The sequence below is a fragment of the Actinomycetospora sp. CA-084318 genome (genome assembly GCF_050955885.1).
Classification (GTDB): Bacteria; Actinomycetota; Actinomycetes; order Mycobacteriales; family Pseudonocardiaceae; genus Actinomycetospora.
The window spans coordinates 5174081-5201017 of the sequence record NZ_CP192098.1 but is presented as its reverse complement, the minus strand read 5'-3'; the positions used below and the strand labels follow the sequence as shown (position 1 = coordinate 5201017).

Below are 26937 nucleotides of genomic sequence, written 5' to 3'. Positions count from 1 at the left end.
CGGATGGCACGGGCGTCGACCAGGCGCTACGTTGCAGGTTCAACGAACGGGGGGCCATGGTCGGGACGGTCGAGGTGCGTCGGGCCGCCGATCGCGGCGTGCTGCCCGGGGTGCCGGGCGTCGACTCCCGCCACTCGTTCTCCTTCGGCGCCCACCTCGAGCCCGGCAACACCCACCACGGCGTGCTGCTCGCCCACCACGAGGACCGGATCGCGCCGGGCGCCGGCTACGACGACCACCCGCACCGCGACACCGAGATCGTCACGTGGGTGCTGGCCGGGACGCTCGTGCACGACGACGACGGCGGGCGCCACGCCCTCGTGCGGCCGGGGTCGGTGCAGCGCCTGTCCGCCGGCCGCGGCGTGGTCCACCGCGAGCGCAACGCGGGCGGGGACGAGCTGCACCTCGTGCAGTCCTGGCTGCTGCCCGACGAGGCCGGCGTCGAGCCGGTCCACGAGGTCGTCGACGTCGCCGCGGCCCTGGACGACGGCGGGTGGGTGCCGGTGGCGGGCGCCCCCGGCCGCTCCGTCGGGGTGGGCCTCGGGATCGCCGACGCCGTCCTGCACGTCGCGCGCCCGCCCGCCGGGCGCGAGCTGGCCCTGCCCGCGGCGCCCTGGCTGCACGTCCTCGTCGCGCGGGGGGAGGTCGCCCTCGAGGGGGCGGACCTGGGCCCCGGCGACACCGTCCGTCTCGTCGGGTCCCCGACGACGTCCCTGTCCGCCCGCACCGACGCCGAGGTCCTGGTGTGGGAGATGCATTCCGACCTCATGGGAGCGCAGCGATGACCACGACCGAGTCCCAGACCCCCGAGCCGACCCGCGACGAGTACGACCGCCAGGACAAGGCCTCGCTGATCAGCGAGGAGCAGCGCCGCGAGCTCGAGGAGATCCGGGACCGGGTCCGCGCGGAGTTCCTGTTCTCCAAGGACAAGCGGCCGAAGAGCTACGGCCAGGGCGTCCACCACGTGGCGCTGATCTGCAAGGACGTGCGGACCACCACCGAGTGGTACCAGAACGTGGCGGGCTTCCCGGTCACCGTGCTGTTCGAGAACCGCGACCTCGCGGGCTCGACGCACTTCTTCTTCGACGTCGGGAACGGCAACCACCTGGCGTTCTTCGACCTGCCGGGGGTGGACCCGGGGCCCTACGCGGAGGTGCTCGGCGGTCTGCACCACCTGTGCCTGTCGGTCTCCGAGGAGCACTGGCACGAGATCAAGGGCCGGCTCGACGAGCGCGGCATCGAGTACATGCTCGAGTCGGGCACCTCGATCTACACCTTCGACCCGGACGGCGCCCGCATCGAGTTCATCCACGACCCGCTGGGCCGGATGTACGGGCACGACACGATGTAGGGGTGGCATCCACCGAAGAGCGCGCGGCGATCGTGCGGGCCCTGCAGCGGCTCACCGCGTCGTCGCGCCACCTCGCCGACGCGTTCGCCGCACGCCAGGGCCTGCACCCGACCGACCTCGAGGCGCTGCTGCACGTGATGCAGGGCGAGGTCGAGGGCACGCCCCTGACGGCGGGTGCCCTCGGCGAGGCCCTGGCGCTCACCTCCGGGTCGGTGACCGGGGTGGTCGACCGGCTCGTCGCGGCCGGGCACGTGGAGCGCCGGCGCGACGAGGACGACCGGCGTCGGGTGCTGCTCTTCCACGCCCCGGACGCCCGTGCCGTGGCCGCGGAGTTCTTCGGCCCGATCGGCACGCTGTCGGACGCGGTGATGGACGCGTTCGACGACGCCGAGCTCGCGACGGTGCGCCGCTACCTCGAGGCGATGACCGACGCCGTCAACGCCGCGCTGCGCGACTGACGCGCTACTCCGTCAGTCGGAGACGGTGGCGCAGGGTGTGCGCGTGCCGACGGGCCAGGGTGGCGGCCGCGGCGAGCCCGAGGCCCCAGCAGACCGCGCCCAGCACGAGCGGTCCGCCGGCGCCGACGGCGCCCACCGAGCGGTCGGCGACCCGGAGGGCGGGCTCCAGACCGAGCACCGCGATCCACGGCGCGCCGACGCACGTCGCCCAGCGCACCCAGGTGCGGGGGAGGGCGAGCCGCGCGCGCCACGGCAGCGGCCGGTAGGGGAGCAGGACCGACAGCACGGAGCCGACCCCGAGCCAGCAGAACACCGCACCGACGTCATCGAGGGACGCGCGCCCGAGGTCCGGCGCCCGGGTGGCCAGGGCCTGCGCCACCAGCGTCACCGCGAGGGCGATCGGCACGATCACGGCGGCGAGCGCGAGGTTGCGGACCGCGAGGATGCGGGCGACGCCGTGGCCGGCATCGAGCAGGGCGTGCACCTCGTCGCCGTCCGCGCCGAGCTGGTTGGTGTTGACGACGTCGGCCATCATCCAGACCACCACGAGCACGCCGACGTGCGCGGCCGCGAACACCTCCGGCCGCGACGGGTGCCACTGCGACCACGCGACCCACCCGACCGCGAGGACGAGGTTGGCGAGCAGCCCGACGAGTCGGCTGCGGCGGTGGCCGAGGGTGGCGGCGACCTGGGCCAGCACCTCGGCGGCGAACCCGAGGGCGGCGACGGGCCCGAGCGGCACCGCGACCCGTCGTCGGGACATCGCCCACCTCCTGCTGCCCCGGTTCCCCCGCCGTGCGGTGGGCGAACCGTGCAGGTCAGGACGCGACGGCGTGGCGTCCCGGGTCGTGCGCGTCGGGGATGTGGTGGCGCACGACGGCGACGTTCACGTCGCCGAGGTCCCCGTCGTCGAGGTCGCGCCGACGGCGCTCGGCGTCGAGCAGCGCGGTGGGCCCGTCGAACGGGCCGTAGGAGTCGAGCGCGCCGGTCGCGGGGTCGGCCACGATCACCACGTAGGCGTCGCAGGCGTCGAGTCGGTCCTCCAGCGCCTCCTGGTCGGCGAGCACGTCCGCCACGAGGTCGTGCACGGTGGACACGGAGTCGCGGAGGCGGTCGGGCGCGTGGTCGTCCACGGCGGAATCTCCTGGGGTCGTCGGCCACGGTCTCGGACGGATGCCTCCCGACCCCGACATCGTTCGGCATCCTGACGATCTGCGAACGGAGGGTAATAGGAACCTCCGGTACCGCCCACCCCTTCGGTGGTGGGTCACGATCCGGTCACGAGCCTATCTCGGGACACTGCGTCAACGAAGCGCTGAGAGGGGTGACGGCGTCCGCTCCGATCGGCCGTCGTCCCGGCATGGTCGACCCGTTCCGTGGCCGGATGACCGATGCGGGTGTCCCGATCCGGTGAGGCGCGCATCACATGCGGCCGATCGTGCGCGCGTGCACGCAGTGCGACCGGCTCTCACGGGGAGTGTCCGGGCTCGTGCCGGAAAAGTCCTGGCACGTCCCGAGCGCCGGGCGCACGCTGCGCGGATGACCGGGATGTCACGAGTCTGCCTGCGGGCGCTCGACCCCACCGATCCCGACGACCTCGCCGCGGTCGTCGCCGCCGCCGTGGCCGGTGCCGTGCCCAGCGAGGTCATGCCGCCCGACGACGCCCCGGACCCCGACGAGTGGACGGTCGTGCGCGAGCGTGCCTACGCGCGGTTCCTGCGGTCGCGACCGTCGGACGAGACGTCCTGGCTCGTCGTCGAGGGGGCCGCGGTGGTGGGCGTGGCCCGGCTGCGCCACGGGGCGGCGGGCGCCGAGACCGGCGTGTGGCTCGTCCGGTCCGCGCGGGGCCGCGGGGTCGGGACGACCGTGCTCGGCCTGCTGGTCGAGCGGGCGGCCGCGGCGGGAGCGCAGCGTCTGGTCGCCGACACGACGGCGGACAACGTCGCGGCGCTCGGCTCCCTGCGCCGGCACGGCGCCGCCCTGCGGGCGCAGGGCGACGACGTGGCCGCGGTCGTGGAGCTCAGAGCCCGAGGGTCTTCCCGATGATGTCGCGCTGGATCTCGCTCGTCCCGCCGTACACCGTCGAGACCACCGAGAGCCGCAGTAGCCGCTCCATCCCGTACTCGGTGGCGTAGCCGTACCCGCCGAGCATCTGCATGCCCTCCAGCGAGAGGTGCTTGGCGAGCTCGGTCGCCTTGAGCTTCGCCATCGACGCCTCCTTCGGGAACAGCGCCGTCGGGTTCGCGTCGATCGTCGCCGCGGTGTCGTGCACCAGCAGCTTCGTGGCGGCGAGCTCGGTGGCGTTGTCCGCGATCCGGTGCCGCATCGCCTGGAAGGTGCCGACCGGCCGGCCGAACTGCTGACGCTCCTTGACGTAGGCGAGCGTGTCGTCGAACGCGCGCCGCGCGAGCCCGAGCATGAGCCCGGCGAGGATCATCCGCTCCAGGTTCAGTCCGGCCATGAGCTGGCGCCAGCCCTGGCCCTCGGTGCCGACCACCGCGTCGGCGGGCAGGTGGCAGTTCGTGAAGTAGAGGTCGTTGACCTCCTTGCCGCCCATCGTCTCGATGCCGTGGATCTCGAGGCCCTCGACGTCGGTCGGGACCACGAACATCGTCAGGCCGTCGTGCTTGCCGCCCTCGGTGGAGGTGCGGGCGATCAGCAGGATGTGCGAGGCGATGTGGGCGTTCGAGCACCACGTCTTCTGGCCGTCGATCACCCAGCCGTCCTCGGTCTTCGAGGCCTTGCAGGTCAGGCCGCCGACGTCGGACCCCGCGCCGGGCTCGGACATCGAGATCGCCAGGACCTCGCCCCGGGACGTGCCGCCGAGCAGCGTGCGCTTCTGGTCCTCGGAGCCGAACTTCTGCACGGCGGCGGCGGTGATGATCGTCGTGCCGAACCCGCCGATGGGCAGGCGGTGGTAGCTGGTCTCCTCGAGGAACACGAGCAGGTCGGTCATCGAGCCGTCCGCGCCGCCGTACTCCTCGGGCAGCGAGATGCCGAGCCAGCCGAGGTCGGCGATCTTGCGGTAGATCTCGTCCGAGTGCGGGCCCTCGGCGGTGAGCCGGTCCAGCGCGGCCTTGTCCGGCACCTCCCGCCGGGCGAACTCGGCGATCGCGCCGGCGAACGCGGTCTGCTCCTCGGTGAGCGTGACGGGCATGTGGGAGTCCTTCCCGACGACGGGTTCTGCTTCCGGTCCATGCTGACTGTTTCCGCGCCCGTCGTCGAGACCCCGTTCCCTAGACCTCCGGGTAGCGGTTGTAGCCGGGGAAGTTGCCGTAGAGCGACTCGCCCTCCGGCCCGACCGTCACGGCGTGCACCAGCAGCTCCCCGCCGACGAACGCGCCCTTCCACGACGCCCCGCGGCCGCCGAACGGCTCGTCCTTGTCGCCACGCGAGCGGAGCGCGTTGATGCCGACCTTGAACGCCTGCACCTGCTCCGCCATCCGGGCCGCGGCGTCGGTGTCGTCGCAGGCGATGGAGGCCACGAGCGCGCCGTTCGAGGCGTTCATCTGGGCGAGCATCTCGGCCTCGGTGTCGACCACGGTGATCGAGTCGATCGGGCCGAACGGCTCCTCGTGCATGAGCCGCGACGCGCCCGGCGGGGCCAGCAGGGTGACCGGGCCGTGGTAGGCGGAGGTGTCCTGGTCGGGCAGGAACTCGCCGCTGGAGAGCCCGCCGCGGTAGAGCGGGATCGCGCCGTGGCGCAGCGCCTCGTTCACCGAGTCGTCGAGCTCCTTGGCCTTGGCCGCCGAGATCAGCGGCCCGAAGTCCAGGCCCGGCAGCTCGCCGTCGGACGAGGCCAGCGGGTGGCCGAAGCGGATGCCCTGCACCACCGGCAGGTAGGTGGCGAGGAACGCGTCGACCAGTTCGCGCTGCACGACGAACCGCGGGTAGGCGGTGCAGCGCTGCTTGGCGTACTCGAACCCCTTCTTGAGCAGCCCCGCGAGCGTCTCCCAGTCGGAGAACTCCCAGATGCCGAAGGTGTTCAGCCCCTCCTGCTCGAGCATGTGCCGCTTGCCGGTGTCGGCCAGCTGCGCGGCGACCTTGCCGCCGTTGGAGCGGCCGCCCACGAAGGCGAGCGCCCCGATCTCGGGCGAGCGGATCAGTGCGTCGGACAGCGACGAGCCGTCGCCGGAGAGCAGCGTGACCGGCAGCCCCTCGCGGGCCATGATCGCGTGCGCCACGGTCAGGCACACGGCGCCGCCCTGCGTGGGGGTCTTCGCGACGACCGCGTTGCCCGCCAGGAGCTGCACCAGCTCCGCGTGCACGAGCACGCTCATCGGGTAGTTCCAGCTCGCGATGTTGCTGACCGGCCCCTCCAGGGGGACCCGGTCCGCGGTGCGGCCGTCGACGTCGCGGGAGAGCATCCCCTCGACCTGCTCGACGTACCACCGGACACCGGACAGGCAGCGGTCGACGTCGGCGCACGCGGCCTTCCACGGCTTGCCGATCTCCCACGCGAGCAGCAGGGCGAGGTCGTCGCGGACGGCCTCCATCCCGTCGACCGCGGCGCTGACCCGCCGCCGGCGCTCGTCGAGGTCGACCGACCCCCACTCCCGGTGGGCGCGCGCCGACCGCCGGACCGCGTCCTGCGCCGTCCCGGGATCGACCTTGAGCATGGTGCCGAGGGTGGTGCCGTCGACCGGCGTGGTCTGGGCGGCGGCGGTGCCCACCGCGCGCCACTCGCCGTCGATGAGGTTGGCCGGGCCGTCGTCGGCGAACGCCTCCGGCGCCGCCGCCCGCGCCCGGTCGCGCACCGCCGCCCAGCGCGCGTGCTCGGGGACCGTCAGTTCCGTCATCTCGGATCCTCTCGTCGACCGCGCACCATCGTGACCACGATCACGCCGTGATCGGAACCGTCGCGAGGACGGGGATGACGCGGACCGATCGGTCCGCTACGGTGGGCCCATGCCTCGTCAGCCCGCACCGGGCACCCGGGAACGGATCCTGGGCACCGCCTCGCGGCTCTTCTACGCCCACGGGGTCCGCGGGGTCGGGATGAACCGGATCATCAGCGAGGCCGGGACCGGGAAGAACCTGCTGTACGCGCACTTCCCGACGAAGGACGACCTCGTCGCCGCGTACCTCGACCGCATCCGCGCCTGGCGGGCGGAGTCGGCGCGACGGGCCCTCGCCGAGGCCGGCGACGACCCGCGGGACCGGCTCGTCGCGATGGTCGCCGAGGTGGGTCGGCTCGTCGACCGGTCGGACTTCCGCGGGTGCGCCTTCCGCAACTACCTCGCCGAGTTCCCCGACGACCCCGACGGCGCCGACCGGGAGGTCGCGCCCGCGGCCGTCGCGCGGGCACAGCTCGCGGAGAGTCGCGCGACGATCGAGGCGCTGGTCGGCGAGCTCGACGTCGACGACCCGGCGGGCCTGGCCGAGCAGCTGTGGCTGCTGGTCGACGCCCTGTTCGTGCAGGCCACCTACCGCGACCGCGACGAGCGGCGCCGCGGTGCCGACGCCGCGGTCGCGCTCGCCCGCCAGCTCGTCGCCCGCTGAACCATGTCCGTCCCCCCTGCCGCACGCCCGTCCGGACCGATCGGTCCGGGACCGCACGTCCCGAGAGGACCCGCGATGCCCCCGAGACCCGGCCTCGTCCTGCTCATCGCCTCGGCCGCGGCGTTCCTGTCGAGCCTGGACCTGTTCATCGTCAACATCGCGTTCCCCGACATCCGGGCCGACTTCCCCGGCACCGACCTCGGGCAGATGTCGTGGATCCTCAACGGCTACACCGTGGTGTTCGCGGCGTTCCTGGCCCTGGCCGGGCGGTTGGCCGACCGTTCCGGGCACAAGCGGGTCTTCCTGATCGGGCTCGCCGTGTTCACGGCGGCGTCGGCGGCGTGCGCGGTGGCCCCGACGGTGTGGCTGCTCGTGGCCGCGCGGGCGGTGCAGGCGGTGGGGGCGGCGCTGGTGATGCCGACGTCGCTGTCGTTGCTGCTCGCCGCGTACCCGGCGGAGCGCCGCAGCCACGCGGTGGGCGCCTGGGCCTCGATCGGGGCTGTCGCGGCGGCGCTCGGTCCGCCGCTGGGCGGGCTGCTCGTCGAGGCGTCGTGGCACTGGGTGTTCCTGGTCAACGTGCCGGTGGGCCTCGTCGCCCTCGTGGCGGGGGCGCGGGTGCTGCGCGAGTCCGACGTCGCGCGGACCGGGACGCCGGACCTGCTCGGGGCGCTCGCGCTCATCGTCGGGGTCGGTGCCCTGGCCTACGCCCTGGTGCGCGCGCCGGAGGTCGGCTGGTCCTCGACGTCCGTCGTCGTGGGGTTCGTCGTCGCCGTGGTGGGGGTCGTCGCGGTCGTGCTGCGGTCGCGGCGGCACGCGGTGCCGGCGCTCGACCTCGCGGTGGTCCGGGTGCCGGCCGTCGGCTTCGCGGCGCTGACGATGGTCGCGTTCACCACCGCGTTCGCCGGGATGCTGGTGGTCAACGTGCTGTACCTGACCGGGACCTGGGGCTGGTCGGCCCCGCTCGCGGGGATCGCGCTGAGCCCGGGGCCCGCCGTCGTCGTGGTGGTCTCGCGGCTGGCCGGGCACCTGTCGGCGCGGATCGGGATCGGCTTCACGGCGGCGCTCGGGGCGGTGGCGTTCGCGGCCGGCCCGCTGTGGTGGCTGACCCACCTCGGTCTGACGCCCGACTACGCCGCCGGGATGCTGCCCGGCCAGCTGCTCACCGGGCTCGGGGTCGGGCTGATCCTGCCGACGCTGTCGTCGGTCGTGGGCTCGGCGCTGCCCGCGGCCCAGTGGGGCTCGGGCTCGTCGCTGATCAACACGGCGCGGCAGGTCGGGTCGGTGCTGGGCGTGGCGCTGCTGGTGTCGGTGATCGGTGTGCGCACGACGGGCCTGCCGTCGGAGTTCGGCTCGGTGCGCGCCGGATGGTGGCTGCTGGCCGCCGCCGCCGGGGTGGCGGTGGTGCTGGGACTGGTCCTCGCGGCGGTGACGCGGTGGCCTGCGCCTGCGCCCGCTCCCGCTCCCGACGACGGGCGTGGTCCGGCCGTGCGCGGGAGCGTGCGGGAGGGCGAGGTGCCGGTGGTCGGGGCGGTCGCGACCGTCATGGATGCGTCCGGCGCCCAGCTCGCCCGCGTCGAGACCGACGACGAGGGCCGCTTCTCGGCGCCGCTCGGGACGGCACCCGGCGAGCACGTGATCGTGCTCGTGGCCGGTCCGGACCACCGGCCGTCGGCGGCGCGGGTCGCCGTCGGTCAGGACGTCGAGGTCGCGCTCGTCCGGCGGACCGTCGTCGCTCCCGTCGCCTGACGCGTCGCCCGGCCGCGAGGGGTACATGAGGCAGAGTCCGAGGCCTCGGGAGCTGCCTGGTGTACCTCTCGCGGATTCGTCCTGCGCCCGGCATGAGCGGAGGGTGCCGGTCGGTCACGTCGGGTGACCTGAGCTCCCGGGACGCGGCGGAGAACCGGTGCCGGCGGCATCGGTTCTCCGGAGAAGCTCGTGGAGGCAGGTGACGCGGCGTACCCACCGATCACGTCGGGTGACCTGAGCTCCCGCGACGTGCCGCAGAACCGGTGCCGGCGGCACCGGTTCTCCGACGCAGGTCGCCGCCTCGGTCAGAGTGCGCGACGCAACCGCGACTCCAGCACCGACGGGTCGCTCGGCAGCGGCCCGCGCTCACCGGTCGGACGGAACCCGAGTCGGGCGTAGAACCGCCGGGCACGCTCGTTCCCGTCGACCACCCACAGCGCGACGGCCCCCGCACCGTCCTCCCGCGCCCACCCCAGCACCGCCTCGACCAGGCGCGCCGCGGTGCCGTCCCCGCGGTGCGCCGGCTCCACCCACATCCCGACGAGGTGCCGGGCGCCCGCCTCGTCCGGGTCGTCGACCCCGACGGCCACGCCGACCACGCCCACCGCGGACCAGGCGAGGAACCAGGCGGCCGTCGTGACCCGCTCGACCCACGCGTCGTCGGGAACGGCCTCCTCGCGGGCGAGCGTGCTGGCGAAGGCGCCGGGGGCGTCGGTGAGGGCCCGCAGCCGGACGTCGCGGGCGGCCGCCGCGTCGGCGGCGACGGCGCGCCGGATCGCGATCACGGATCCATCCTGCGGGAGCCGGGCGTGTTCACGGTCGACGGACACGTCAGGATGAGGATGGGAACCGGCACGGGACGCCGGACGACCGGACCGTCGACGACGCGCGACGGCGGAGGAGACGAGCATGGCCGAGCACGGCAGGCACCGCGGGACCACCGCGACGGCGGACCCGGTGCCGACGACGGGCCCCGCGGCCCCGACGGCGCCGATGGCGAGCGCCCCGTCGGGGCCCGAACCCGACGTCGAGGTCGACGACGACGGCGCCGGTCCGGTCCGCGGCACCGGCTGGGTCCTGACCGTCGGCGGCGTCGTCGGGCTGGCCGTCTCGATCGTGCTGCTGATCGAGAAGCTCGACCTGCTCGCGAACCCCGACTACGTGCCGAGCTGCTCGATCGACCCCGTCCTCTCCTGCGGGACGATCATGAAGACCTGGCAGGCGTCCCTGCTCGGCTTCCCCAACCCGGTGATCGGGCTCGTGACGTTCCCGCTGGTGGTCGTCACCGGCGTGCTCGTGCTCGCGAAGGTCGAGCTGCCGCGCTGGTACTGGCAGGCCTTCCAGGTCGGCGCGCTCGCCGGCGTCGCCTTCGTGCACTGGCTGATCGCGCAGTCGCTGATCGTCATCCACGCGCTGTGCCCGTACTGCATGGTCGCGTGGGTCGCCGTGCTCGCGATCTTCTGGTTCACGACGATGCACAACCTGCGCGAGGGCAACCTCGGCGGCGACCCGAGCGGGCCGACGCTCGTCCGCCGGCACGGGTGGGGCCTCGCGGCGTGGTACCTGGTGATCGTCGTGGCCGTCGTCGCGAGCTTCCCCGCCTACTTCGGCGCCATGGTGGGGCTCGCCTGAGAGTCGCTGCTCCGACCGGAGCAGGCCGCCGACCGCTCGTCGTCGGGCCGCCCCCGGTGATCGCGCTCCGCTCGGCGGGGGCTCAGGCTCCGGCCTTCCCGACGAGGGCTCTGTCTAGCTTTCCCGCGTGACCGTCACGGACGCCCCCGTCACCACCGAGCTCGCCGTCACCGGCATGACCTGTGGCGCCTGCGTGGCCCGGATCGAGCGCCGGCTGGGCCGGCTCCCCGGCGTCGAGGCCCAGGTCAACCTGGCCACCGGGCGGGCACGGGTGACGCACCCGGGCGACGTCGCGGTGCTGATCAGCACCGTCGAGAAGCTCGGCTTCGGCGCGTCCGTCGTCAGCCCCACCGCCTTTCAGCGTGAGGGGAACCCTCGCGATGCGGGGGCGGCCGGATCCTCCCCTCGCGAGCGGAGCACCGCCCCGGCGTCCGAACGCGAGGGGAGGATCCGAGCGCTGGAAGCGGCTGAGGGGTCCCCTCACGTGGAGAAGGGTGAGCCGGCGGCGGACGGCGCGGAGCACCACGACCCCGAGCTCGCCGACCTCAAGCAGCGCGCGCTCGTGTGTCTGGCGCTGTCGGTGCCGGTCATCGCGGTCGCCATGAACTACGCCTGGCAGTTCCGGTACTGGCAGTGGTTCTCGCTGGTCCTGGCCGCACCGGTCGTGTTCTGGGGCGGCTGGCGCTTCCACCGCGCGGCCGCGAAGCACCTCCGGCACGGGTCGCTGACGATGGACACGCTCGTGTCGGTCGGGGTGCTCGCGGCGTTCGGCTGGTCGGTCTGGACGCTGTTCCTCGGCGACGCCGGACTCGGCGGCGTCCGCCACCGCATCTCGATCATCCCGGGCCCCGACCCGTTCGGCGGCACGCGCACGATCTACCTGGAGACCGCGGTCGCGATCGTCACCGCCGTGCTCATCGGGCGCTGGATCGAGTTGCGCGGCCGCCGCAAGGCGCTCGCCGACGGGGGCGCCGGCGCCGACGAGCACGCCACGCCCGACGCCCGCCTGCTGGTGGGGGAGCGGGCGCTGCGGGTGCCGGTCGGCACCGTCGCGACCGGCGACCACGTGGCCGTGCTGCCCGGCGAGACCGTGCCGGTCGACGGCGTCGTCGAGCACGGCACCGCCACCCTCGACGTCGCCGCGATGACCGGCGAGTCCGTCCCCGTCGACGCCGGACCCGGCACCCGGGTGCTCGCGGGCACCGTCGTCGTCACCGGCCGCCTCGCGGTCCGCGCCACCGGCGTCGGCGAGGACACCCAGTGGGCCCGACTGACCCGCCGCGTGCAGGACGCCCAGCTCGGCAAGGCCTCCGTGCAGCGCCTCGCCGACTCGATCGCCGGGCGCTTCGTGCCCGTCGTCATGGTCCTGGCGCTGTACACGCTCGGGTTCTGGTGGTTCGCCGACGCCGACCCAGCGTTCGCGGTCGCCGCCGCGATGGCCGTCCTCGTCGTCGCCTGCCCGTGCGCGCTCGGCCTGGCCACCCCGACCGCCCTCGCCGTCGCCTCCGGCCGCGGCCGCCAGCTCGGCATCCTCCTGCGCGGCCCGCAGGTCCTCGAGACCACGCGGCGGATCGACACCGTCGTCCTCGACAAGACCGGCACCGTCACCACCGGCCGCATGTCGCTCCGCTCCGCCGTCCCGACGACGGGAGTGGCCGACGCGGAGGTCTGGCGCCGCGTCGCGGCGCTCGAGTCCGAGGTCGACCACCCCGTCGCGCGGGCGTTGGTCGAGGCGGCGCACGCGCACCACCCCTCCCCCTCTGGTGGCAGCGAAGCGTCGTTGCTGTCATCCAGTGGCAGGAACGCCACATCGATCGAGGTCCTCGACGGCCTCGGTGTCCGCGGCACCGTCGACGGCACCCCCGCCGTGATCGGGCGGCGCCGCCTCGTCGGGGACCTCCCCGCCGACCTCGACGCCGCGTTCACCGAGGCCGAGGCCACCGGGGCGACCGCAGTGGTGCTCGCCTGGGCGGACACGCCCGACGGAGCACCGACCCCGCGCGCCGTCCTCGTCGTCGGCGACACCGTGCGGGGGACCTCGGCCGACGCGGTGGCCCGGATGCGGGCGATGAAGCTCCGCCCGATGCTGCTCACCGGCGACAACGCCCAGGCCGCGCACGCCGTGGCGCGCGAGCTCGGGATCGCTCCGGAGGACGTGGTCGCGGGCGTGCTGCCGACCGACAAGGCGGACGTGATCGACCGGCTGCGCGGCGAGGGGCGGGTCGTCGCGATGGTCGGCGACGGCGTCAACGACGCCGCCGCCCTGGCCCGCGCCGACCTCGGCCTGGCCATGGGCACCGGCTCCGCACTCGCCGTGGACGCCGGGGACCTCACGCTGGTCGGGGACGACCTGCGCTCGGTCACCGACGCCCTGCGCCTGGCCCGCCGGACGCTCTCGACGATCCGCGGGAACCTCTTCTGGGCCTTCGTCTACAACGTCGCGGCCCTGCCGCTCGCGGCGTTCGGCCTGCTCAACCCGATGATCGCCGGCGCCGCGATGGGCCTGTCCAGCATCTTCGTCGTCGGGAACAGCCTGCGGCTGCGGCGGTTCCGGCCGGCCCGCTGACCTACAGCGGCGGAGCCACCGTGTCGAGGCGGTCGTCGCCGGGCTGCAGCATCGTCCCGTCCATGACGAGCGCGGGCGTCCCGAAGGCGCCGGTCTGCTGGTGGCGCAGGTCGGGGTCCTTCGCGGCCCTGGAGAAGTTCGCGGCGACCTCCGCGGCGTGCTTCCCGCTGCGCACGCAGTCGGCGTAGCCCGGGCCGGCGCCGAGGCGGGTGCCCAGGTCGACGAGCTGGTCGGCGGTGTACGCCGTGCCGCCCTCCTCCGGCTGCGCGGTGTAGAGGCTGACGTGCAGGTCGGGGAAGATCCCGTTCTCCGCGCCGCACAGGAGCGCGTTGCCGCCGAGCGTGGAGTACCCCGCGGGCTGCGAGCGCTGGTCGAGCATGTTCACCAGGTGGTAGCGGACCCGCAGCTTGCCCTCGGCCACCACCTTCGCGATCCGCGCGCCGCCTCGGGCCTCGAACGACTGGCACGCCGGGCAGAGCGCGTCCTCGTACACGTCGAGGGTGTGCGGCGCCGACCGGCCGGCGACGATCACGCCGTCGTCCACGACCGTCGGGAACGGCGTCCCCGCCCGCGAGATCGGGATCGACCCGGCCGGGGTCGCCGGGTCCACGGTCCCGCCGGTGCGCTGCGAGAACACCACGCCGCCGATCACCACGGCCAGCACCGCCACGACGACGATGCCGACGACCATCGGCATGCGCGACCTCCGCCGCCGCTCCTCCACCCCCGCGCGCTCGCTCATACGCTCGATAACGACCGCGCGGCGCCGCGGCCGGAGGGTTCCCGACGGCCGTTCCGACGCGCGGTCGGACCGCTGCGGTCAGCGGCGGCTCAGCGCCGACCCCGGGCGAGGTCGGCGAGCATCGCGTTGTAGGCGGTGAGCTCGGCGTCGCCGTCCCGGTCGGCGCGGCGGTCGTGGCGCTCGCCCTCGATCCGGTCGTGCCGCGACCACTGGACCAGCAGTGCGATGATCACGACGACGAGCGGGATCTCCCCGGCCGCCCACGCGATGCCGCCGCCGAGGGACTGGTCGCGCAGCAGGTCCGGCACCCACGGCAGCGCGAGGTCGCCGAAGAACCGCTGCCCGATCACGGTGTCCGAGCCGAGCAGGGCGACGCCGAAAAACGCGTGGAACGGCATCGAGGCGAGCAGCAACGCCAGCCGGGCCACGTGCGGGAGCGGCCGCGGCGACCGGTCGACCCCGATGATCGGCCAGAAGAACAGGTAGCCGGTCGCCATGAAGTGCAGGTACATCAGCTGGTGGGCCCAGTGGTAGGGCAGCGCGGCCTCGTAGATCGGCGAGAAGTAGAGCGCGTAGAAGGAGCCGACGAACACCACGAGCGAGACGACCGGGTGGGTCAGGAACCGCGACACGGGTGACCCGATCAGCGACAGCAGCCAGTCGCGGGGCCCCGGCGGCTCCTCCCCGGCGGGGAGCGCCCGCAGCGCCAGCGTCACCGGCCCGCCGAGCACCAGCAGGATCGGCACCAGCATCGAGAGCAGCATGTGGCTGCCCATGTGCACGCTGAACTGCGCCATCGCGTACTCGCCGAACCCGCTCGTCGTGGTCCACACGAGCAGGGCGCAGCCGCCCAGCCAGGCCGCCGTGCGCCCGGGCGGCCACGCGTCGCCCCGGCGCCGCAGCCGCAGCACGCCGGCCACGTAGAGGCCGCCGAGCGCGAGCGCCAGGACGTCCAGCAGCACGCTGAACCGGCCCGGCGCGATCAGCGTCAGCACGGTCGGCGGGCCCGGCAGCTCGAACCCGATGAGCGTCTCCTGCGCGCTGGCCGGCCGGAGCAGACCGGGCGGCAGCCCGGCGGCGAGCAGGCCCGTGACGGCCGTGCCCGCGGCGACCAGGCACGTCGTCGGGAAGAGGGCGCCGCGCAGGTGGACGAGGAACGCGACGGCCACCAGCACGAGCTGGGCCAGCGCCAGCCAGCCGTACAGCGTGGTCCAGCCGTCGCGGACGAGGTAGGCCGCGACGATCGCGAGCCCGGCGAGCGCGACCGGACCGCAGACCAGGCCCGCGCGCCGCGCGCGCCGGCGCACGACGTCGGCGGACGGGCGGCCCTGCGTCAGGTGCCCGGAGGCCGTCGCGGCCACCCCGAGCCACACCGCGAGGGCGAGGGCGGCGAGGACGGCGGCGTCGGTCGCGATGTCGTGGCCCGCGCCGACGCTCGCGACCACCCCGGTGGCCACCGGGGCGACCACCGCGAGCGCCGCGGGGGCGAGGGCGCCCACCGCCGAGCGCCACGAGAACGTCACCCGGCACATCACGGCGACGACGCCCGCGGCGACCGCGCTGACCAGGAAGCCCGCGGGCTCCTCGAGGGCGCCGAGGGAGGCGAGGAAGGCGTCCGGCAGCGAGAGGACGCGCGGGTCGCCCCCGGTCCCGACGATGACCGTCAGCGGCACGAGCGCGGACGCCGCGACCGCCCACAGCGCGGCGGTCAGACCGACCCGCCGGACGGCGAGGTAGGCGTGCGCGGACAGCTTGGCGCCGCCGTCGCGGCCCGGGAGCACCGCCACGGCCGCGACGAGCCCGCCCAGGGTGAACCCGGCGGCGAGGGCGACGACCATCCGCACCAGCGGCGTGGCGATCCGGAGGCTCTCGCCCGGCGTCGACACCCCGAGCGCGCGGAACGGCGTCGCCCCGACCCCCTGCACGACGAGCACCACCGCGACGACGGCGAGGACGAGCCCCGCACCTGCCGTCACGAACCGACGTGCCACGCGACCTCCTCGTACGACACCCTGTCGTACCAGTGTCCACCAGGGCGGCGGGGGTTCACAGCGCGGAGGGCCTCCGCGAAGCTGAGAGGACCTGAGCGCCTCGTACGGTCACAGGGACACGACCCGCTGGGAGGACCGCCGTGGTGGAAAGTTGGGCGGGCGTCGCGATCGCGACGCTCTTCGTCCTGACGACGGCGCTGTGCGGGCTCTCGCTCGGCGCCCACGGCGCCCGGCGCGGCCGCCGGCTCGCCGCGGCGGAGGCGAACCACGTCGTCATGGGCGTGGCGATGATCCTCATGGCGGCGCCGCTGACCGCGGACCTCGTCGTGCCCGGGGTCGGCGTCCTCGTGTTCGGCGTGGCGGCGGCGGGCTGGCTCGGGGTGCTGCTCACCAGCCGCCTGCTCGACGAGCCGCTGGGCTCGGTCATCGGGCGCGACCGCTGCACCGGCCACCCGGTGCACCTGCTGCTCGTGAACGCGGCGATGGTCGTGATGTACGTGGCGATGCGCCCGGGCGGTGGGCACGACCACGCCATGCCGGGCATGGACATGCCGACGGCGCCCGCGTCCGGGACCACGACGCTGCAGGTGGCGGCGGGGCTGCTCGCGCTCTACCTCGTCGGGCACGCGATCGCGACGGCGGTCGTGGTCACCCGCCGCGCGCCGTGCCCGGTGCCGGACGGGATGGTCGGGCCCGCCGAGCCTGCCGCCGGCCCCGTCGCCGTCGCCGCGCGGCCGGTCCGGGTCCTCGCGCACGGCCGGGTGCAGCTCGTCGGGCAGGCCGGGATGGGCGTGGCGATGGCCGCAATGCTGCTACTCGGCGTCTGACGGGCCGTACACCACGAGCGTCAGGTCGGGGCGCTCGGCGGGGTGCAGGGCGGTGTGGGTCAGCGTCACGACGTCGCCGTCGGGGCGCCGGACGCGCTTGGTGCCCGAGCGGTCGTCGCGCACGTCCTGCCGGTCCCACCAGCGCGCGGCCTCGGCGGAGCGCTCCTGCAGCCGGGTCACGACCTCGGCGATCCGCCCGTCGTCGGGATGGCGGGTCCGCGCCGACCGCAGGCGGGCGAGGACGCCGAGGGCGACCTCCTCGCGGTCGACGAGCACCTCGTCCGCCGTGGGGTCGGTGAACACCCACAGCGCGACGTTGGGCGTGATCCCGCGGAACAGCGCCCGCGCCGCGGGGTTGGCGGCGAGCACGTCGAAGCTCGCGGCGGTGACGTAGGCCGGGCGCGGGTCGAGCGCGTCGACGAGGTCGGCGAGGGCCGGGTCGACCCGCTCCGGTCCGGCCGGCGGGCCGTCGGGGACGAGCCCCGCGAGGCGGAACAGGTGGTCGCGCTCGTCGTCGGTGAGGCCGAGCGTGCCGGAGATCGCGCCCAGCACCTGGGCCGACGGACGCACCGGTCGGCCCTGCTCGAGGAACGTGTACCAGCTCGTGCTCACCCCGGAGACCAGGGCGACCTCCTCGCGGCGCAGCCCCGGCGTGCGGCGGCGCCCACCGGAGGGGAGCCCGACCTCGTCGGGGGAGCGCCGTTCCCGGCGGTGCCGCAGGAAGGCGCCCAGTTCCACGGTCACGGGTACCTCCGGTACCAGGATCAGCGGCGGATGGATACCAGGCTAGTCGGAGCGCAGGGTCGTCGTCATGCGTGCATGGATGCTCGACGAACCCGGGGCCGCCCTCCGCCTGGCCGAGGTGCCGGACCCGACGCCGCGGCCGGACGGGGTGCTGCTCGAAGTGCTCGCCGTCCACGTCCCGGCCTACACCGACGTCGTCACCCAGGCCGGGCCGCGCGGCGGGGTGCCGACGCCGCTCGTGCTCGGCGTCGGCGGGATCGGCCGGGTGTCGGCGGTCGGGGAGGACGTGCTCGGCCTCGCGGTCGGCGACGTCGTCGCGCACGTCGGCCTGCTGGGGTCGGACGACGTCGTGGCGCCGGAGGAGTTCCTCACCGGCTGGACCGGGATCGGCGGCCGGGGGGAGCGCACCCCCACGATCGCGGCGATGCAGGACCGGTGGCGTGACGGGACCTTCGCGGAGCGGGTGCTCGCGCCGGCCCGGGCCCTGGTGCGGTTGCCGGGCGCGACGGGGGCGCCGCACGAGGCGCTGCTGGGCTGGTTCGCGATCGCGGCGGAGGCGCTCGACCGGGCGGACCTGCAGGCGGGGCACGAGGTGGCGGTGCTCGGGGCGACCGGTCAGCTCGGGGCGGCGGGGGTGCACCTGGCGCTCGCGCGCGGCGCCTCCCGGGTCGTGGCGGTCGGCCGGAACGTCGACCTGCTGGAGCGGCTGGCGATCCGGGACGCCCGGGTGCAGGCGGTCCCGTTGGCGGACCGGGCGGCGACGACGGCGGCGATCGGCGAGGTCGACGTCGTGCTCGACGCGCTCGGCCCGGTACCGAGCGCGGACCCCACGCTGGCGGGGTTGGACACGGTGCGCCCGGGTGGGGCGATGGTGCTGGTCGGCGGGGTCCGCCAGGACCTGACGATCCCGTACGGCCTGCTGATGCGGCGACGGTTGCGGCTGCTCGGCTCGTGGATGTTCCGCCGCGAGACCCTGCTGCGGGTGTGGCGGCAGGCGGGGGTGCTCGACCTGGGATCGCTGCCGGTGAGCACCGTCGGCCTCGACGACCCGGCCGCGGCGCTGGACCTGGCGGCGCGGACCGGCGGCTCCGGCTTCGTCGTCCTGACACCCGGCCGCGCGTCGTGATGCGCCGAACGGAGCAACGGGCCAGAGTGGGCGCATGCGCGTCCAGTGGTTCATACCAGTAGCCCTGACGACGGCCGTGCTCGCGGGGTGCTCCACCGGCACCCCGGCGGCGGCCCCGCCCACCACCGTGACGGTGACGGCCCCGCCGTCCACCGTGACCGTCGCCCCTCCGACGTCGACCCCGACGAGCAGCGTCGCTCCAGCGAAGGGGAAGTGCGCCCTCACCGACGTCCGCCCGCAGGTCACCCTGACGACGGGGGAGGCCGGTCAGCGCCACACCACCGTGACCTGGACGAACGTCTCCGGCTCCGTCTGCACGATGTTCGGCTTCGGCGGGGTCGACCTGGACGGCCCGCCGCCGTCGCCGTACTCGCTCCCGCGCTCGTCGGTCGCGCCGCAGACCGTGCGGCTGGCGCCGGGGGAGAAGGCGCACACCGTGATCACGTGGCTGCCGGGCGACTGGACGCCGACGAAGCTGGTGATCACCCCGCCGGACGAGACGCACTCGGCGGTGCTCGACTGGCCGGGCGGCGGGGTACTGCGCCAGGACGGGGCGACCCGGCCGGGCACGTACATCGGCCCGGTGGAGGCCGGGGCGAGCGCCTGACCGTCCGTGCACGGCGGGTGCGCAAGGTGACCTCGCTCCCCGGACCGCCTGCGGGAACCGGTGCCGGCGGCACCGGTTGTGCGGCGATGGTCCGGGACCCGGGCGTCCCCGGACCGCTTCGGGGAACCGGTGCCGGCGGCACCGGTTCGCTCAGGCCCGCTCCGCGATCGGGGTGAGACCGGTGACGAGCTCGTCGAGTTCCGCGTCGTCGAGGACCTCGTAGGCCGTCGCCGCCGCGACCTCGGTGAGGTGCTCGATGCGCGCGCGCAGGTCGCGGCCGGCGGCCGGGAACCCGCCGTCGACGTCGACGAGACCACGGGCCCGCAACCCCTCGACGGTGGCCTCCAGCCGAGTCGGGGGCAGGTGCTGCAGCCGGCTGAACTCCTCCGCCCGCACCCCGGAGGCCAGGGCGGTGAGGACGTGCGCCTCGGTGCCGCCGATCCCGTGGGCGACGAGGACGCCGTTGTGGCCGTCCCCGCGGTGCTCCCGCAGCAGCGTCGCGGCGTGCCAGACCCGGGCGACGGGGTCGGCGGGCACGGCCAGAGCCCGGAGGCCGGCGAAGAGGGGGCGGCCCTCGCTCGGGGCGCTGAGCGCCGCCCGCGTGGCGAGGTCGGCGGTCCGGCTCGTCCCGGGCGCGTCGGCGAGGTCCCCGAGCCGCTCCCGCAGGGTGGCCGCGCAGGCCCGCTCGCGGACGGCGATCGCCTCCTGCGGCGTGATGTGGTCCCACACCCACGGCACGTGCCGGGCCACCTCGCCCTCCGCGAAGTTGTAGAAGACCGCGTGCACCACCTCGGGCGGGGTGAGCCCGAGCGGCGCCGCGCGGCCGGCGAAGTAGCCGTCCCAGTAGTTCCGCATCCCGCGGTCGAGGAAGGCCCGGGTCGGTCCGTCGGAGAAGGCGAGGGTGCCGATGCGCTCGACCAGCTCGGACAGGCGGTGGACGGCGGCGGATCGGTCGGTCATCGGTGGCTCCTCACCATGCGCGACGGCGTGTCCCGTCACCTCGACGTCGAACGGCTCCCGTCCCGTTCGACACCCCGCGCGGACCCATAGCCAGGACGACGACGCCGCGCGGCCCGGTCGGACTACGGTCGCGCCGTGTCCCCCGTGATCGACAGCGGCGTCGAGATGACCACCCGCGACGGCGTGGTGCTCGTCGCCGACGTCTACCGGCCTGCGGCGGAGGGCGCGTGGCCGACGCTGCTGCACCGCACGCCGTACGACCGGACCGACCCCACCCTCGTGAGCGCGATCGTCGCGGACCCGCTGTGGCTGGCCCGACAGGGCTTCGCGGTGGTGGTGCAGGACGTGCGGGGGCGATTCGCCTCCGGCGGCGACACGGACTTCGCCGTGCAGGAGGTCGACGACGGATTCGACGCCGTCGAGTGGGCCGCCGCGCAGCCGTGGAGCACGGGCGACGTCGGCATCTACGGCTCCTCGTACCACGCGATCGCCGCGCTGAACGCCGTCGCGGCGCGCCCGCCGCACCTGCGGGCGGCGCTGGCCATGATCGGCGGGGCCGACATGGAGGCCACCTCGTGGCCGGGCGGGACGCTCGAGCTCGGCTTCCTGGCGCTCTACTCCCTGGGACAGACCGTCGACACGCTGCGGCGCCTCGACCGGCCCGACCGCCTCGCGGACGTCCAGCGCGCCGCGGCCGACCCGACGGGCACGGTGTCGACGCTGCCGCTCACGGCGATCCCCGTCCTGGACGACCCGGTGATCGCCCCCGCCTGGCACGACCGGCTCGCCCACGGCCCCGGCGACCCCTGGTGGCGCCGGCATCCGAACGTCCACCAGGACCCGTCCCTGGTCGAGGTCCCGCTGCTGCAGGTCGCGGCCTACCGGGACTTCCTCTCGCCGCCGATGTTCCGGCTGGCCTCGGAGCTGGCAGAGCTGGGCGAACCGCATCGTCTCGTCGCCGGACCCTGGGCGCACGGCGGCGTCTACACCGGCCACACCGGGGCGCGCGTCCTGCCCGACACCGCGGGCGGGGTGGGCGCGTGGGGACCTCTGATCGCGGCCTGGTTCGACCGCCACCTGCGCGGCGGCGAGGGTCGGCACCGGTTCCTCACCGACGACCCGGTGCACTACTACCTCGGCGGCGAGAACCGCTGGACGAGTACGGCCACCTGGCCACCCCCGGCGTCGGGAACGCGTCTTCCGCTCCTCGACGCGGCTCGCTCCTTCCGTGCCGACCCCCGGAACCCCGTCCCGACGACGGGCGGTGCGATGTCCGCGCCGCCGCTCGGCCCGGACGGCATCCAGGACCAGCGGGTGCTGGACGGCCGGGACGACGTGCTCGTGCTGGTCAGCGGTCCGCTGGCGGAGCCGGTGACCCTGGTGGGGCGGCCGCGGCTGGAGCTGGAGTTCTCGACGACGGCCGTGGACGCGGACGTCTGCGTGACGCTCGTCGACGTGGAGCCGGACGGCTACGCGGTGCCGGTCGCCGAAGGAGCGGTGCGGCTCCGCCACGTCCTCGGACGCCTCGCGACGCCCGACGAGCGGGTGGCGGTCACCGTGGAACTGCACGACACTGCGCACGTCTTCCGGGCCGGCCACCGGCTGCGCGTGCAGATCGCGGGCTCGTCGTTCCCGCGACGGAGCCGGAACCTGCACACCGCGACGGCGCCGGAGCACGGGACGCTCGACGAGGCGGTCGTCGCCACGCACACGGTGCACGCGGCGACGCTCGTGGCGTGATGCCTGCGGTCGCATCCTCCGCTCTGCGAGGGTGGCTCGAACCGAGGTAGGCCGGGTGCGCGTGAGCGTCGCGCTCGGCGTGATCAATTGCCTAGCGGCGTGCGGTGTCCCCTCGTCGGGGGACAGCGGTGTCGTCCGCAGGACCGGCTCCTCGGGGGACGGGACGGAGGTCCCCGCGGCGGCAGAGTTCCCGGTGTCAGCACGGAGAGCGCCCACCAGGACTCCTCCCCGCACCGCGTCCCTCACCCTCGGGAGCACGTCATGCGCCTCACCCGGATCGCCGCCGCCACCCTGATCGCCGGCTCGCTCACCCTCGCCGGCACCGGCGTCGCCCTGGCCGACACCGTCACCCCGGTCACCGCCCAGTCCTCCAGCGTCCAAGCCGCGGTCGCCGAGCCGGGGGTGCTCACCCTGTCGGCGTCGTCGGTGAAGCCCGGCGCGCAGATCACGTTCTCCGGCACCTTCGCCGAGCCCGCCGCCTCCACCGCGACCGGCCCGATCACCGTCACCTCGTCCGCCTTCGCCGGGCCGGCGACGATGTCGAGGACGAACCCGGAGGCGTTCTCCGGCTCGGCCACCATCGCCTCGAGCGCGAAGGCCGGCACCTACACCGTCACCGCGTCCTCGTCGGCGGGCACGGTGTCCAGCCGGATCACCGTCACCGGCGCCGCGCCCGCCCCGGCGCACCACGGCAGCGGGACCGCCGCGGGGACGCACTCCTCGGGGCACGGCTCGTCGTCGGGGAGCGACAGCACCAGCACCGACGTGACCGACACCGCGGGGTCGGACGTGCTGCCCTGGGCTCTCGGCGGGGCGGGCGTGATCGTGCTGATCGGCGGCGGGGCGTACGCGCTCGGTCGCGGACGTCAGGCCGACCGGGCGGCGCAGGCCCGGCAGGACTACCGCGAGCCGCGCACCGAGGTCATGCCCCGCCGCTGAGGATGCGTCGGTGGCCCCTCCGACGCGTCCAGTGACACGGATCGGCCACCGACGCCTCGGCCTCAGGACGCGGCGAACCACCCCGACGGGGCCAGGCCCACGCCGTTCGCCATCTGCGGCAGGTAGTGGTCGGTGAACACCTGGGCGATCAGCTCGCGGCGGCTCCGGACGCCGATCTTGCCGAACACCTTCTTCAGGTGGTCCTGCACGGTGTACGCCGACAGGTGCAGGGCGCGCGCGATGTCGGCGGTGTCCACGCCCTGCAGCACGCGGGCGACCACGTCGCGTTCGCGGTCGGTCAGCCCGTAGGAGGCGACGACCAGCGGGATGATCTCGGGCGGCCGCGCGTCGTCGATGGTGACCACGACGTCCGGGGCGCCGCCGTCCCGGCTCACCAGCGGGGACGCGTGCGCGACGACCCAGCGCCCGGCCCCCGTCCGCAGCCGGGCCCGTGGGTTCGCGGCGCCGGGCGTGGCGCTCATCCGCCGCGCGGCGGCCACGAGACCGGTGACGACCTGGGGGAGCTGGTCGCCGAGGTCGACGCACCCGAGGTCGGCGAGCCGCTCGGCCGCGCCCAGGTTCGCCGAGGCGACCTCACCGCGCCCGTCGACCACCAGCACGGCCGGACCGGACGCCGCCGGGCGACCGTCGTCGGCGACGGCCGCGGCGACGAGCCCGCTGCGCACTCCCCGGGCGAGGCCCTCGGAGATCGACGCGACGAACGCCTGCTCGGCGGCGGTGAAGGCGCGGCCCTCGTGGAACAGGGCGAGCCCGCCCCAGGTCACCCCGTCGACGCTCAGCGTCACCCGGAGCTCGTCGGAGAAGTCCCACACCGGCGAGAACAGCTCGGCCCAGCGCCGCGACCGCCCCGGGTCGCCGCCGGTCGAGGACTGCAGCGTCACGACACCCCCGCCGCCGCAGGACAGGGAGCGGAAGTCGTAGAGGTCCTCGACCTCGTACTCGTGGAACGACCACTCGACGTCGTGGTCGTCGTCGAGGCCGCCGCTCTTCACGTTCGCGGTGACGATGTGGGTGGCCGGGTCGACCGAGGCGAAGCAGCTCGCCGCGAACGGCATCGCGCGGTGCAGCGTCTCGACCGCGGTCCGCCCGAAGGTCTCCCAGTCGAGGCCGGCGACCGCGAGCGCGTCGATCTGTCTGCGGACCCGCTCGGGGCTCAGGGCGACCATGTCACGCACGGTAGCTTGCGTTGGGGCATTCGGGGTATCCCAGATTTCTGGGGTCGGGAGTGCCCAGGTCGCTGGGATGGGCCCGAGGACGGCGGGTCGCCAGAGTTCTCGCCATGACCGACACCGAGCTCGACAGCACGATCCGCCTCAACCCGACCACCTGGAACCTCGGGTTCCACTACGATCAGGCCCAGCTCCGGCCCGCACCACGATGGTTACTCACCGTCGCCGGACAGGGCTCGATCGCCGAGGACGGCGCCCTGCTGCACGCCGACGACATGGCGGCGCAGATGGCCCTCGCCCTGGCCAACGTCGAGTCGCTGCTCGCCGGCGGCGGCATGGACCTGCGCGACGTCACCCGCCTCGTCGTGTACGTGACCGACATGGACGCGGCCCTCGCGTCCTACGGCGCCCTCACCGAGCGGCTCGCCGCCCTCGGCGCCACCCCGCCCGCGACGCTCGTCGAGGTCTCCCGCCTCGCCGTGCCCGGCATGTGCGTCGAGATCGACGCCACCGCGGGCCGCTGAACGCGCTCGTCCGGGAGCCCCGGCCCGGAGCTTCCGTGGTCCGCCGCAGCACCACCCCCTCGAAGGAGAACCGTCATGACCGCCGCATCCGCCCCCTCGACCGCCTCCCGCGCGATCCGTTCCGGTGACCCCGGCTACGACGCCGCCGTCGCCACGTTCAACACCGCCCACCAGCCACGGCCCGACCTGGTGGTGGAGGCCCGCAGTCCCGACGACGTGGTCGCCGCGGTCCGTCGGGCCCGCACCGACGGGCTGCCGGTGACGATCCAGGCCACCGGCCACGGCATCGCCTCCGACCTCGCCGGCTCCCTGCTGATCTCCACCCGCCACCTCGACGAGGTCCGCGTCGACGCCGACCGCGCGGTCGCCGTCGTCGGCGGGGGCGCCACCTGGGCGCAGGTGATCGCCGCCGCCGACCCGCTCGGTCTCGCGCCGATCTGCGGCTCGTCCTCCGGCGTCGGGGTCGCGGGGTTCCTGCTCGGCGGCGGCCACGGGCCGCTGTCGCGGGAGTACGGCGTCGGATCCGACCACCTCCGCCGGGCGCTCGTCGTCACCGGCACCGGGGAGCTCGTCGACACCGACGACGACCCGGACCTGCTCGCCGCCCTCCGCGGCGGCAAGGCCGGCCTCGGCGTCGTCGTCGAGCTCGAGGTGGCCCTGCACCCGGTCACCCGCCTGTACGGCGGTGGCCTCTTCCTCCCCGGCGAGGCCGCCCCGCAGGTCCTGCCCGCCTGGCGCGACTGGGTCACGACGCTGCCCGAGCACGCCTCCAGCTCGATCGCGCTGCTCCGCCTCCCGCCGGACCCCGCGCTGCCCCCGCCGCTGCAGGGCCGGTTCGTCGTGCACCTGCGCTTCACGACGACGGGTCCGGCCGAGGAGGGCGAGGCGCTGCTCGCGCCGATGCGGGCGCTGGGGATCGCGCCGATCGCCGACCTGGTCGCGGAGATGCCGTTCGCGGCGATCGACTCCGTGCACGCCGACCCCACCGACCCGATGCCGGTGTGGGACGCGTCGACGCTGCTCGGGGACCTTCCCGACGCGGCCCTCGACGCCCTGCTCGCCGTCGCGGGACCCGGCGTCGAGACCCCGCTGATCATGGCCGAGCTGCGGGCGTTCGGTGGAGCGATCACCCGCGGTCCGGAGCTCGACTCCGTGGCGGGACGGGACGCGCCGTTCGGGCTCTACGCCCTCGGGCCGATGGTGCCCGAGCTGGTCGGCGTGGTGCCGGTGGTCGTGCAGGGCGTGGTCGACGCGCTCAAGCCCTGGTCAGCGGGCGTGCTGCCGAACTTCGTGGGGGCGGCGCACGGCGGCGTGGTCGGCCGGGCCTGGGACGACGCGACGCTGACGCGGCTGCTCGCGACGGCGCAGCGCCTCGACCCCGACGTCTTGTTCGGTCAGGTCGGGACCCGCGTCAGCGCGTGACGTGACCCCACCCCCCGGGTGGCAGCGAAGCGTCGTTGCTGTCAGCCAGTGGCAGCAACGACGCTTCGCTGTCACGAGGGAGTGACGGCGAGCCCGTCCAGTCCCCGCGCGGGCCGGCCGAGCAGCGTGGGCACCGCCGGGTCCACCTGCTCGGCCTCCCCGCGGCGGTAATGGGCGTAGTCCTCGACGAGTCCGTCGGCCTGCCAGGCCGGGAGCACCCCGTCGAGCAGCCCGCGGAACGTGGCGTCGTCGAGAACGGTGAAGCCGACGCCCAGCGCCGCGGCGATCTCCGCGTGGGTCACCGCGGCGGGCCCGGTCAACGTGTGCGTGCCGGCGTGCCCGTCCTCGGTGAGCACCACGGCGGCGACGGCGGCGATGTCGCGCGCGTCGATCACGCTGACCCGGGCGTCCCCGACGGGTGCGCCGAGGATGCCCGCGGACGCCGACTCGACGACGGCCTGCAGGAACAGGTTCGGCCGCAGCACCGTCACCTCGAGCGGCAGTGTCGCCACGTGCGCCTCGACCTCCGCGTGCCAACGCAGGAACCGGACCGGCGAGTCCGCCCCTGCGCCGAGCTGCGACAGCACGACGAGCCGCCGCACCCCGGCGGCCACGGCGAGGTCGGCGCACCGGATCTGCTGCTCCGCCGCCCGCTCGGACGACGGGGTGTTGAGGAAGACCGCGTCCACCCCGACGAGGGCCGCGGCGAGCGAGGCCGCGTCGTCCAGGTCGGCCACCACCTCGCCGGGCCGCCCCGTCGCCCGGCGCACCATCGGGCGCACCGTCACCCCGCGCGCCGCCAGCTCCGGCACGAGCTCCGCGCCGATCCGTCCGTTGGCCCCGGTCACGAGCACCGTCGTCATCCCGTCC

Annotated in this window: 26 protein-coding genes; 15 read left to right on the top strand and 11 right to left on the bottom strand. The window is 75.0% G+C overall.

Features of this window, described 5'->3' with window-relative positions:
- The first annotated feature begins 56 nt into the window (after nt 1–56).
- From ACQPYX_RS25345 to ACQPYX_RS25335, 3 genes are read left to right on the top strand one after another with little or no spacing between them, the layout of a single operon-like run.
- Complete coding sequence (locus ACQPYX_RS25345; protein WP_433800042.1) at nt 57–785, top strand: pirin family protein; 729 nt, start codon at nt 57–59, stop codon at nt 783–785.
- Nucleotides 782–1351, top strand: a complete 570-nt coding sequence (locus ACQPYX_RS25340) for a VOC family protein (protein WP_433800041.1) — start codon at nt 782–784, stop codon at nt 1349–1351. Before ACQPYX_RS25345 ends, ACQPYX_RS25340 begins: the two co-directional genes overlap by 4 nt.
- A gap of 2 nt (nt 1352–1353) precedes the next feature.
- A complete protein-coding gene (locus ACQPYX_RS25335; protein ID WP_433800039.1) occupies nt 1354–1809 on the top strand; it encodes a MarR family winged helix-turn-helix transcriptional regulator in 456 nt (151 codons plus the stop codon).
- A 4-nt stretch (nt 1810–1813) separates the two neighbouring features.
- Here ACQPYX_RS25335 and ACQPYX_RS25330 read toward each other — a convergent pair whose 3' ends face one another.
- Together ACQPYX_RS25330 and ACQPYX_RS25325 are read right to left on the bottom strand one after the other, a co-directional pair.
- Entirely contained in the window at nt 1814–2572 is a 759-nt protein-coding gene (locus tag ACQPYX_RS25330) for a hypothetical protein (RefSeq protein WP_433800038.1), read from the bottom strand.
- A 55-nt stretch (nt 2573–2627) separates the two neighbouring features.
- Nucleotides 2628–2942 (bottom strand): hypothetical protein, encoded by a 315-nt coding sequence (locus ACQPYX_RS25325; RefSeq protein WP_433800037.1) that lies wholly within the window; start codon nt 2940–2942, stop codon nt 2628–2630.
- A 406-nt stretch (nt 2943–3348) separates the two neighbouring features.
- Here ACQPYX_RS25325 and ACQPYX_RS25320 point away from each other — a divergent pair, with 406 nt between their 5' ends.
- On the top strand, nt 3349–3855 hold the full coding sequence (locus tag ACQPYX_RS25320) for an N-acetyltransferase family protein (RefSeq protein WP_433800036.1): 507 nt from the start codon (nt 3349–3351) through the stop codon (nt 3853–3855).
- Here ACQPYX_RS25320 and ACQPYX_RS25315 read toward each other — a convergent pair.
- Both ACQPYX_RS25315 and ACQPYX_RS25310 read right to left on the bottom strand, forming a co-directional pair.
- Nucleotides 3830–4966, bottom strand: coding sequence for an acyl-CoA dehydrogenase family protein (locus tag ACQPYX_RS25315; RefSeq protein WP_433800035.1), 1137 nt, complete (start codon nt 4964–4966; stop codon nt 3830–3832). The two genes, ACQPYX_RS25320 and ACQPYX_RS25315, sit on opposite strands and share 26 nt — an antisense overlap.
- A gap of 79 nt (nt 4967–5045) precedes the next feature.
- Complete coding sequence (locus ACQPYX_RS25310) at nt 5046–6608, bottom strand: aldehyde dehydrogenase family protein (protein WP_433800034.1); 1563 nt, start codon at nt 6606–6608, stop codon at nt 5046–5048.
- A gap of 109 nt (nt 6609–6717) precedes the next feature.
- On the opposite strand from ACQPYX_RS25310, the gene ACQPYX_RS25305 reads away from it, so the two are divergent.
- Nucleotides 6718–7311, top strand: coding sequence for a TetR/AcrR family transcriptional regulator (locus ACQPYX_RS25305; RefSeq protein WP_433800033.1), 594 nt, complete (start codon nt 6718–6720; stop codon nt 7309–7311).
- Nucleotides 7312–7386: 75 nt separating this feature from the next.
- Nucleotides 7387–9057, top strand: coding sequence for an MFS transporter (locus ACQPYX_RS25300; protein WP_433800032.1), 1671 nt, complete (start codon nt 7387–7389; stop codon nt 9055–9057).
- A 305-nt stretch (nt 9058–9362) separates the two neighbouring features.
- Here the strand turns inward: ACQPYX_RS25300 and ACQPYX_RS25295 are convergent, their stop codons facing one another.
- Entirely contained in the window at nt 9363–9842 is a 480-nt protein-coding gene (locus ACQPYX_RS25295) for a GNAT family N-acetyltransferase (protein WP_433800031.1), read from the bottom strand.
- Nucleotides 9843–9966: 124 nt separating this feature from the next.
- Between ACQPYX_RS25295 and ACQPYX_RS25290 the strand changes: the two genes are divergently transcribed.
- Together ACQPYX_RS25290 and ACQPYX_RS25285 are read left to right on the top strand one after the other, a co-directional pair.
- The gene (locus ACQPYX_RS25290; protein WP_433800030.1) at nt 9967–10689 is read left to right on the top strand and encodes a vitamin K epoxide reductase family protein; all 723 of its coding nucleotides are present in this window, start codon (nt 9967–9969) and stop codon (nt 10687–10689) included.
- A gap of 127 nt (nt 10690–10816) precedes the next feature.
- Nucleotides 10817–13255 carry a heavy metal translocating P-type ATPase gene (locus tag ACQPYX_RS25285; protein WP_433800029.1) on the top strand — a complete coding sequence of 813 codons (2439 nt, stop codon included), beginning with the start codon at nt 10817–10819 and terminating at the stop codon, nt 13253–13255.
- Nucleotide 13256: 1 nt separating this feature from the next.
- Here ACQPYX_RS25285 and ACQPYX_RS25280 read toward each other — a convergent pair whose 3' ends face one another.
- Both ACQPYX_RS25280 and ACQPYX_RS25275 read right to left on the bottom strand, forming a co-directional pair.
- Nucleotides 13257–13997, bottom strand: a complete 741-nt coding sequence (locus ACQPYX_RS25280) for a DsbA family protein (RefSeq protein ID WP_433800028.1) — start codon at nt 13995–13997, stop codon at nt 13257–13259.
- An 89-nt stretch (nt 13998–14086) separates the two neighbouring features.
- A complete protein-coding gene (locus ACQPYX_RS25275) occupies nt 14087–15988 on the bottom strand; it encodes a cytochrome c oxidase assembly protein (protein ID WP_433800027.1) in 1902 nt (633 codons plus the stop codon).
- A 143-nt stretch (nt 15989–16131) separates the two neighbouring features.
- On the opposite strand from ACQPYX_RS25275, the gene ACQPYX_RS25270 reads away from it, so the two are divergent.
- Nucleotides 16132–16815 carry a DUF5134 domain-containing protein gene (locus ACQPYX_RS25270; RefSeq protein ID WP_433800026.1) on the top strand — a complete coding sequence of 228 codons (684 nt, stop codon included), beginning with the start codon at nt 16132–16134 and terminating at the stop codon, nt 16813–16815.
- On the opposite strand, the gene ACQPYX_RS25265 is transcribed toward ACQPYX_RS25270, so the two are convergent.
- Nucleotides 16801–17559: a helix-turn-helix transcriptional regulator gene (locus ACQPYX_RS25265; RefSeq protein WP_433800025.1), complete on the bottom strand. Its 759-nt coding sequence runs from the start codon at nt 17557–17559 to the stop codon at nt 16801–16803. The genes ACQPYX_RS25270 and ACQPYX_RS25265 overlap by 15 nt on opposite strands.
- Before the next feature lie 67 nt (nt 17560–17626).
- Here ACQPYX_RS25265 and ACQPYX_RS25260 point away from each other — a divergent pair, with 67 nt between their 5' ends.
- Nucleotides 17627–18685, top strand: coding sequence for a zinc-binding dehydrogenase (locus ACQPYX_RS25260; RefSeq protein WP_433800024.1), 1059 nt, complete (start codon nt 17627–17629; stop codon nt 18683–18685).
- A gap of 34 nt (nt 18686–18719) precedes the next feature.
- Nucleotides 18720–19292 (top strand): DUF4232 domain-containing protein, encoded by a 573-nt coding sequence (locus ACQPYX_RS25255; RefSeq protein ID WP_433800023.1) that lies wholly within the window; start codon nt 18720–18722, stop codon nt 19290–19292.
- Nucleotides 19293–19442: 150 nt separating this feature from the next.
- Here ACQPYX_RS25255 and ACQPYX_RS25250 read toward each other — a convergent pair whose 3' ends face one another.
- Entirely contained in the window at nt 19443–20252 is an 810-nt protein-coding gene (locus tag ACQPYX_RS25250; protein ID WP_433800022.1) for an SCO6745 family protein, read from the bottom strand.
- A 135-nt stretch (nt 20253–20387) separates the two neighbouring features.
- Between ACQPYX_RS25250 and ACQPYX_RS25245 the strand changes: the two genes are divergently transcribed.
- Entirely contained in the window at nt 20388–21992 is a 1605-nt protein-coding gene (locus ACQPYX_RS25245) for a CocE/NonD family hydrolase (protein ID WP_433800021.1), read from the top strand.
- Nucleotides 21993–22253: 261 nt separating this feature from the next.
- On the top strand, nt 22254–22931 hold the full coding sequence (locus tag ACQPYX_RS25240; protein WP_433800020.1) for a hypothetical protein: 678 nt from the start codon (nt 22254–22256) through the stop codon (nt 22929–22931).
- Nucleotides 22932–22993: 62 nt separating this feature from the next.
- On the opposite strand, the gene ACQPYX_RS25235 is transcribed toward ACQPYX_RS25240, so the two are convergent.
- Nucleotides 22994–24118, bottom strand: a complete 1125-nt coding sequence (locus tag ACQPYX_RS25235) for a response regulator transcription factor (RefSeq protein ID WP_433800019.1) — start codon at nt 24116–24118, stop codon at nt 22994–22996.
- A gap of 113 nt (nt 24119–24231) precedes the next feature.
- On the opposite strand from ACQPYX_RS25235, the gene ACQPYX_RS25230 reads away from it, so the two are divergent.
- Together ACQPYX_RS25230 and ACQPYX_RS25225 are read left to right on the top strand one after the other, a co-directional pair.
- Complete coding sequence (locus ACQPYX_RS25230; RefSeq protein WP_433800018.1) at nt 24232–24645, top strand: RidA family protein; 414 nt, start codon at nt 24232–24234, stop codon at nt 24643–24645.
- A 75-nt stretch (nt 24646–24720) separates the two neighbouring features.
- On the top strand, nt 24721–26067 hold the full coding sequence (locus ACQPYX_RS25225; protein WP_433800017.1) for an FAD-binding oxidoreductase: 1347 nt from the start codon (nt 24721–24723) through the stop codon (nt 26065–26067).
- A gap of 71 nt (nt 26068–26138) precedes the next feature.
- Here ACQPYX_RS25225 and ACQPYX_RS25220 read toward each other — a convergent pair whose 3' ends face one another.
- Entirely contained in the window at nt 26139–26930 is a 792-nt protein-coding gene (locus ACQPYX_RS25220; protein WP_433800016.1) for an NAD(P)H-binding protein, read from the bottom strand.
- Nucleotides 26931–26937 lie beyond the last annotated feature (7 nt).